This is a genomic window from Actimicrobium antarcticum (assembly GCF_039536745.1).
Classification (GTDB): domain Bacteria; phylum Pseudomonadota; class Gammaproteobacteria; order Burkholderiales; family Burkholderiaceae_D; genus Actimicrobium; species Actimicrobium antarcticum.
Genome location: NZ_BAAAZE010000001.1, coordinates 223252 through 229277 on the forward strand (window position 1 = coordinate 223252; position 6026 = coordinate 229277).

The 6026-nt window shown below is 63.5% G+C and carries 3 protein-coding genes; all 3 read right to left on the reverse strand.

Features of this window, described 5'->3' with window-relative positions:
- Positions 1–24 precede the first annotated feature (24 nt).
- The 3 genes from ABD720_RS00995 to ABD720_RS01005 are packed head-to-tail and all read right to left on the reverse strand — an operon-like array spanning position 25 to position 5993.
- Positions 25–2007 (reverse strand): preprotein translocase subunit SecA, encoded by a 1983-nt coding sequence (locus ABD720_RS00995; RefSeq protein WP_344761339.1) that lies wholly within the window; start codon positions 2005–2007, stop codon positions 25–27.
- Positions 2000–4147, reverse strand: a complete 2148-nt coding sequence (locus ABD720_RS01000) for a biotin/lipoyl-binding protein (protein WP_344761340.1) — start codon at positions 4145–4147, stop codon at positions 2000–2002. Before ABD720_RS01000 ends, ABD720_RS00995 begins: the two co-directional genes overlap by 8 nt.
- Before the next feature lie 28 nt (positions 4148–4175).
- On the reverse strand, positions 4176–5993 hold the full coding sequence (locus tag ABD720_RS01005; RefSeq protein WP_344761341.1) for an efflux RND transporter periplasmic adaptor subunit: 1818 nt from the start codon (positions 5991–5993) through the stop codon (positions 4176–4178).
- Between the last annotated feature and the right edge of the window lie 33 nt (positions 5994–6026).

Here is a 6026-nt window from a genome sequence, read left to right on the forward strand (position 1 = left end):
ATTAAATGTTCTGTACTGCAGCGGCTATTCGGCCCGTCCCGAAAACGACAGGATGCTACCCATCTGCCGGTCGGCTTTCAGCAAGCCGTGGCGCATGATCGACTGACTGCGTTCGGTGCGGCGCTGCGCATGGTGCATCCAGCGGCTGCGCCAGCGTTCCGACCGCAAAAAGCGCGCCGCGAACCATCCCGACAGGCCGTCAGTGTACGGCGCAAGCAACGCATCCTGCAGCGATAAAATCGTCTCGACATGGCCGGGGTCGCCCTGGCGCGCACAGCGACCTGCAATCTGGCGATCAATGCGACCGGCTTCATGGCGCTCCGACAAAATCACGTGCAAGCCACCCGCTGCCAGCGCTGCGCCAGCGAGCTTGATATCGGTGCCGCGACCGGCCATGTTGGTGGCGATCGTGATGCAGCCGGGCTGACCGGCGCCAGCCACGATGGCGGCTTCGGCATCATCCTGCTTGGCATTGAGGACTTTGTGCGCGACACCGCGTGCCTGCAGCAGATCGCTGAGTAATTCCGATGCCGCCACCGAGCGTGTACCCACCAGCACCGGCGCACCACGCACGTGATGGCGCTGGATCGCCGCGACCACTTCCTGCCATTTTTCGGTGTCGGTTGCGAATACGCGGTCGGCCTGTTGGACGCGCTGGTTGGGCCGGTTGGTCGGCACCCGCACCACCGCCAATCCATAAATGCTGCCCAGCTCGCCGGCCACTTCCGCGGCGGTTCCGCTCATGCCCGACAAATGCTGGTAGCGCCGGAAAAATCGCTGGTAACTGATGCGCGCCAGCGGTTCCTTGCGCGGCGTGATGTCGCAGCCTTCCTTCAGTTCTATCAGCTGATGCAAGCCTTGTCCCCACGAGCGGTCGGCCATGACGCGCCCGGTGAATTCATCGATGACCTGAATCGTGCCATCGCGCACCAGATAGTGTTCGTCGCGGCGAAACAGGTGCAGCGCGGTGAGTGCCTGCAACATCAATTCTTCGCGTCGCAAGGTCATGGCCCAGACCCCGCCGAGCGAACTGCACAGGTCCAGCACATGCTGGTGCCCCGACTCGGTCATCTCGACCCGACGTTCGCCGGTCAGCAGCCGGTAGTGCTCTCCCTCGGCCAGTTGCCGTGCCAGCGTGATGGCCTGCAGCGCCAGTTCGGCTTCGCCCGCCGAGAACACTTCGGCCGAGATGATCAGCGGCGTACCGGCTTCATCTGCCAGCACGCTGTCGGCCTCATCGACAATGGCAAAGCCGAGCCCGCGCAGCAGCAGGCGATCGGTACGGCTATTGCCGCCAGCGAGTTTTTCCAGCCGCAGATGCAGCGTATCGGCCTGGCTGCCGAGCACGATACGGTCGCGCAGATAATCGAAGACCACGGTCTTGTTGGTGCAATACACGACGTCGCAGGCGTAGGCCAGCTGGCGCTGTTCGTGGGTCATGTCGGACGTGACTGCCGCCGACGTGATGCCCAGCGCGGCATACACCGGCTGCATCAACGCATGGTCGCGCGTCACCAGATAATCATTGACAGTGATGATGTGGACGATCTGCCCGGCCAGTGCGGCGGTGCAGGCCGGCAGCGTGGCGGTGAGGGTCTTGCCTTCGCCGGTTTCCATTTCGGCGACCATGCCATCGAGCAGGATGCGACCACCGATCAACTGGACATCGAAATGACGCATCCCGAGTATCCGGTCGGCGGCTTCGCGCACCAGCGCAAAAGCCTGCCCGACCAGCGCATCACGCAAGCCTTCACGGCGCAATTGCCGCGCCAGTTCCCGCGCCAGCTCCTGCATGCCATCGGCATCGAGGTCGCGCACCGCTGCCGCGAACGGAGCCACCTGCTGCACGATCGCCCGCACCCGGGACGGCCGCGTGCGCCAGCTGCGGTCGAGCCAGCCACTGGCAGTAGTGCCGCAGCGGTCGAGCAGGCTGTCATCCTGCACTTCCTCGCGCTCGGGATAGAGCTGATCAAAGCGGACCGGCTTGGTGATGAAGAAATCAGACATTGAATTTTTTCAGGAAAACGCGGCGTACCGCATGGAACCACTGCCATCCCAATGGCTCGGACGGATGCTCGAAGCGCACGTAGACCCGACTGTTAAGTTTGTCGAGCCGCGTCCCGGGTGGCAGTTGCAGGTCCAGCACGAACAGCTTTTGCAACGTGCGCGCTTCGCCCGACTTGTTCGGATCGAGGCCGATCTTGCCGCCGCCCTGAAAGCTCAGCGTCATGCTTGGTAGCTGGTCGGTGGCGCCCGGCACTTCGCGCAGGACCCGGGCGGTGATCACGTCGGAGGGCCGGTCGACAGCGCGAACTTCGATGGCGCGCATGCCCTGCCGGACCTTGTCGGCATCGGCTTGCGGAATCACCACGCGTACGGTACCAAGTGCATCGCTGGTCACGTAACCGAGCAATTCGCCACGCTGAACGAAGCGCCCCGGCAGGTTCTGCGCATCGGCCACGACGAAGGTGCCATTGCCTGGACTGCGTACGTTGATCGAGGCCAGTCGCTGCTGCGCCAGTTCCAGTGCCACGCGGGCGTGGGCAGTTTGCTGCTGCAGGATATCGGCCTGCACGCGGTTGCTGGCGAGCGCTGCAATGTAGCGCGCTTCCAGTCCGGCCAGTTCGGCCGCCTGCACGGCCACGCGCGCCACCAGTTCCGGATCTTCGCAGCGAATCAGCAGATCGCCCTTGCGCACCAGTTGTCCCGGCTGGGCGATCACCTTTGTGACAAAACCATCGACGCTGGCGCGCACCTGCGCTTCGTCGGGCGCCCAGACCACGCCTTCGCTGCGCGTGAACGACGGCGCCGGTAACCAGAACAGCACCAGCAGCACCAGCAGCACGAACGCGCTACTGAGGCCAACCGCACGCGTGCGATGGCGCCGCAGCACCGGGCTGGTAACGACGTAGCTGATCTTTTTCAGTACCGGTTGCACCAGCATATTGAAGAACGACCAGAGCGCCATCAGGATGCCGAAAATGAAAAATTTGCTCGATACCAGCAGCACGATGGTGATCATCATCAGCATCCGGTAGACGAACGACGTGATGCTGTAAAACACGAACCAGCGCCCTTCCCCGCGCGCCACCACCGGCGAGCGCGCATCGTCCAGCGCGAACAGGTAACGGTTCACCAGGTAGCCCAAATGCTCGTTGGCGCGCTGCCCGAGATTCGGAATTTCAAGGTAATCCGACAGGATGTAATAGCCGTCGTAACGCAGGAACGGATTGCCATTGAACAGCAGCGTCGAGACGCCCGTGATCAGGATGATGTTGTAGGCAATCGCGCGGTCGGTACCCGGCTCCAGCCAGACCCACAGAATCATCGCGATGGCGGCGATGAACAGTTCGGTCAGCATGCCGGCGGCACCGACCAGCATGCGCCAGCGCTTGTCCTCGAACGCCGAGGCCGACGACGCATCGACATACGGAATCGGCATCAGCAGCAACAGCATCACGCCCATTTCATGGACCTCGCCGCCGCGTGCCTTGACCGCAAAACCGTGGCCCAGCTCATGCAGGATTTTCACCAGCGGGAACAGGATCCAGATCAGCAGCAGGTTATCGACCGAGAACACCCGGTCCAGCATGCCATCCGAAAATTCGCGCCAGTGCAAACCGGCCAGCAGGATCGCCGACAGCACCGTCAGGCACCACAGCGTCGCACCGAATGTGCCGAACAGCGGACGCACCAGCGGCATGGCTTTTTGCAGCAGGCGGTCGGGATCGAACAACGGAAAGCGCAACGACATCGGATTGCCGACGTACTGCTTGAACTTCATGCGCACATGCTTGCCGCGCCGCTCGTGCTGTTCGCGGATATCGGGCGGCGCATCGCTTTGCAGCACGTCGGCGCGGTGCAGGTCCGACATCAGCTTGATCATTTCGGATTGCGACGGCACCTCGTCGCCGAGGCGCGCGCAGGCGATGTCCCAGATCTGCTGCATGCTGCGCTCGCCATCCATCAGGCCGATGACCAGATTGGCGACCGGCGTGAAGCGATGGAAGCGGCCGCTGGCGTGATCCTGCAGCACATACCAGACACCACCGCGATAGACATGCCGGTGGATTTGCGCGTGGTTGCGCAGGCGCGGCCGCACGCTGGCAACGCGGTACCACGATTCGCTGAACAGCGATTCGCTCATCGCTGCGGCCGCATGCGCATTGTCATTGTCAGACCCATGACCACACGCTTAGTCGCAGCCAGTCCACCAGTTTGTGGGTCCACTGCCAGACCAGCTTGCGCTGGCCGATCGCGATCTTTCCGACGCCTTCCATGCCCGGGCGAAGCTTGTCGCTGACCTGCCCGACGCTGGCTTCGACCCGAAAAAAACTGCGCCCTTCGCGGGACGTGGTCACCGGCGTCAGGTGCAGGATCACCAGCGGAAAAACCTGTCCCGGCAAGGCCGTCAGCATCAGTTCGCCGTGCTGTCCTTCGCGGATGCCGGTGATGTCGCTTTCATCGACGTCGAGGATCACCCGATAGGCGTTCAACGGCGCGACTTCAAACAGCGTCTGGCCACGCTTGACGGCACTGCCCAGCCCTTGTGACAGGTCGCCGCTGACGACGATGCCATCAAACGGCGCGGTGATGCTGGCACGCGCCAGCTGTTCGGCCAACAATTCCATTTGTGCGCGTGCCTGCTGCACCTGGGCCAGCGAAATATTGACCTGCACCCGGTCGGACTTGGCCATCGCTTCCTGGTATTGCTTGCCGTATTGCTCGGCCTGGCTGGCCCAGCGCAGATATTCCAGTTGCAGATCGCGCTGATCGAGCGTGGCCAGCACGGTCCCGGCCTTGATGACATCACCGGCGCGCTGGCTGGCACTGTCGACATAGCCATCGTATGGCGCCACCAGTACGCGCCGGATCGCGCCTTCCAGTGCGGCGTTCGCACCCACCGTGTAGGTGCTGCTGGCGACACTGAAAAACAGCACGGCCAGCATCAGCAAGGCCGCCGCCAGCTTGCGTCCATAGTGACGCGGCCCCGTGAGTCTGATCAGCTGGTCGCGTGCAATGTCCTTGATGCGGGCCACCAGCAGACGGTCGTTGAGGCGCTTTTCTTCCAGCACCCGGCTGCACAGCGCCACCACCGCCTGGCACAGTTCGATGTCGTCCTGCGTGAACGGACGCGTACCGGAACGCTCGAACGTGAAGCCGCCGGCGATCAGGTCGCCGGTGACAAACGGCACCGTCAGCAAGCTGTCGCTGCCATGCTGGCGCGCCAGCGCGGCATGGTCGCGCGTGACCAGCAACTGGGTTGCGGGCGCGGGTAACTGCAACAGGGATTTCTGGTCGATGGCTTCATCGATGGCGCTGCCGATGGCGCGGATCAGGTTCATGCGCTTGCCGATCTGGGCGCTGTGCGAGACCGCGTCGACGCTGGTGCTGGCATCGCGCCGGAATCCGACGCTGACGCGGTCGCAATCGAAACGGATCGCCAGGTCCGTCACCAGCGCATGCGCCGCTGGCGCAAAGCGTTGTTCGGTCATGGCAGAGGCGACCAGGTCCAGCGTCGTCATCAGGCGCTCGCGGGTGGCTTGCTCGTGGCCGGATTGCTGGCGCAGCAAGGCCGCGTCGATACCCTGCAAACCCCATTGCAACTGACGCGTCAGGTCCTGCATCGCGGCGTCGCTACGCGGCAGGGTTTGCAGTGCCACCAGCCCGTGCAGATGGCCATCGAGAATGACCGGATATGCCAGCGCCGCATGGGTCGCGTCGGCCAGCAAGGTCGGCTGGCGGGATTGCAGGGCCAGTCCGGCGACCTCGGCCAGCAAGGCGCTGGCAGCTTGCTGCTGCGGCCAGAAAGCGACCGGCAAAAACGGTCCGGTGTCGGGCGGGCCGAGCACCATCACGGCACCCGTTACACCCTCGATCATCGCGCACTGCAGGGCCAGCCAGGCGCTGCCAAACTGGCGTGTGTCGGTTGGTTCGGCAAAGGATTGCCAGAGCGATTGCGGCGTGCCGGCCAGGTCTGCGGATTCGGACAAATGCGGTCTCTCGGAAAACAATTAAAAAACCGG

Excerpts from the sequence above, each read along its gene's own strand:
- ABD720_RS01000 (WP_344761340.1), bottom strand. The coding sequence starts at position 4,147 with ATGAGCGAATCGCTGTTCAGCGAATCGTGGTACCGCGTTGCCAGCGTG.
- ABD720_RS00995 (WP_344761339.1), bottom strand. The coding sequence starts at position 2,007 with ATGTCTGATTTCTTCATCACCAAGCCGGTCCGCTTTGATCAGCTCTAT.